At 67.9% G+C, this 1,764-nt stretch carries 2 protein-coding genes; one reads left to right on the top strand and one right to left on the bottom strand.

Annotation, left to right across the window (positions count from 1 at the left end; genetic code table 11):
* The first annotated feature begins 103 nt into the window (after positions 1-103).
* Entirely contained in the window at positions 104-379 is a 276-nt protein-coding gene (locus tag ABZY12_RS34345) for a hypothetical protein (protein ID WP_356897387.1), read from the top strand.
* 8 nt (positions 380-387) lie between these two features.
* Here ABZY12_RS34345 and ABZY12_RS34340 read toward each other — a convergent pair.
* On the bottom strand, positions 388-1,764 hold a 1,377-nt coding region (locus ABZY12_RS34340; protein ID WP_356897385.1), incomplete at its 5' end, for an ISL3 family transposase.

Below are 1,764 nucleotides of genomic sequence, written 5' to 3'. Positions count from 1 at the left end.
GGTTCTGGCTCACTTTCTGTGGAGGGCTGACTGAGTGTGATGTCAGTGATGTGTGGTGGGATGGCCGGACCTTGCTGCCGTGACCTGCTGGGAGTCCGCCTTGATGCCCGTGTACTCGTCCCTGACCCACGCCCTGGCCGAGGCTGTGGTCGATGTCCTGTGGTTCATCGAGGGCTGTGACGACGAGCAGATGGATCCGGACGACGCGGTCAAGGTCCTGGAGGGCGTCGGCCACCTGGTCAGCAAGCTGTCGAGTGGTCAGCGGAGCGAGTTCGTCGATCTCCTGGGGACGATGGCTGAAGCCGAGTCCGACCCGGCGCGTCGGGAGTTCCTGGAAGGGTTCCCGGAAGGCTTCGGACTCCTTGATGGTGCGGTCTGACCTGGGGCTCACGAGTAGAGCAGGACGCGCTTGCGCAGGAGAGCGAAGCCGGCCCGGCCGAACATCTGGCGCTTGAGCATCTTGATCCGGTTGACGTGTCCTTCGACGACGCCGGAGTTCCAGGGCAGGGTGAGGCCGGCGATGACGGCATCACGGTCACGGTCGATGCCCGCGGCAAGGGTGTGCAGGCTGGGGAGGGTGTCTTGCCGGACGGCGTCGAGCCACTGCGGCAGCCGTTCGCCCTGGCGCTCGGTGAGCATCTGACCGAAGGACCGGACGTGACCGGTGAGGGCATCGAGTTCGGGGCAATGGACCAGGACAGCTTTGAGCCGAAGGCGGTCGGTCTCTGTCAGGGACTCGGGGCGGCGGAGGATCCAGCTGGCGACGACGCGGGGTGACGGCGGCCGAGCTGTGACGGGGCCGGGAGAGAGCCGCTTCTCCCGGAAGTAGGCGCGAACACGCTGGTAGCTGCCTTGATAGCCGAGCGGAACGATCTCCTCCCACACGGTCCAGGCGTTCGTGCAGCCCTGGTTCCAGCGGTCATCCAGGTAGGGCTTGAACGTGTCGAGCTTGGACGGCCGACCCTGCCACTGCCCGTGGAAGAGGTCTTCCGGGGTGGCTGCGTCGGCGAAGAGCTTCACGGTGCGAGATGTCATGTGGAGCTGGCGGCCGATCGCCCTCCGGCTGAGCCCGGCGGCCAACAGTTCGTGGATGGTCGCGTGCTTGGCGCGGGTGCGGTCTGCAAAGCGGTGGCCGGTGGGCCAGGGCGAGCCGGCAGGGTCTTGGACCTCGTCGGGCTCGGGGGCTGGCGGGGCAGGATCGGGTGCCAGAACCCGCAGGCAGCCCCGGTGGTCGGCAACGCATCGCTCGGCGGCCTCGCTCAGGTTGTGCCAGAGATGCCACCTGTCCGCCACTTGCACCGCCTGGGGTGCCCCGACGGTGGCGCCTTCGGCGAAGAACGGTGCGCGATCGCGGCAGACCACCTCGATCCCCGGCCGTTTCGCGAGCCAAGCGGCAAGGCTGGATGCCTCACGGTCGGGCAGCAGGTCCACCGGCCGCCGGCTTTCAACGTCGACCAGGATGGTCCCGTAGTTGCGACCCTTGTGGGTCGCGTACTCATCGACCCCGACCACCCGTGGGGCCGGAACCTGAGGGTCGGGCAATTCCTCGACCAGCCGTAGCACTGTGCTGCGGCTGACGGGCACTCCGAAGACTCTGGCCAGCCGGGCACCAGCCCGGCCGGCGAGCGCGAGACCGACCGCGGCCAACGTCGACCGCAGCCGCTCAGTCCGCCTCCCGTAACGACGGGTCAACCCTGACAGCTGTTCCGCGAAGGTCCGCCGTCCACACGAGATGACCGAGCAGAGGAACCTGCGGACCCGTAA

It is taken from the genome of Streptomyces sp. NPDC006551, from assembly GCF_040611675.1.
Classification (GTDB): domain Bacteria; phylum Actinomycetota; class Actinomycetes; order Streptomycetales; family Streptomycetaceae; genus Streptomyces.
Note: the sequence above shows the minus strand (reverse complement) of the source record. Positions and strands in the feature narration are given on the sequence as shown.

Bases quoted from the DNA above. Each gene is read 5' to 3' on its own strand.
- ABZY12_RS34345 (WP_356897387.1), top strand. From the start codon at position 104: ATGCCCGTGTACTCGTCCCTGACCCACGCCCTGGCCGAGGCTGTGGTC.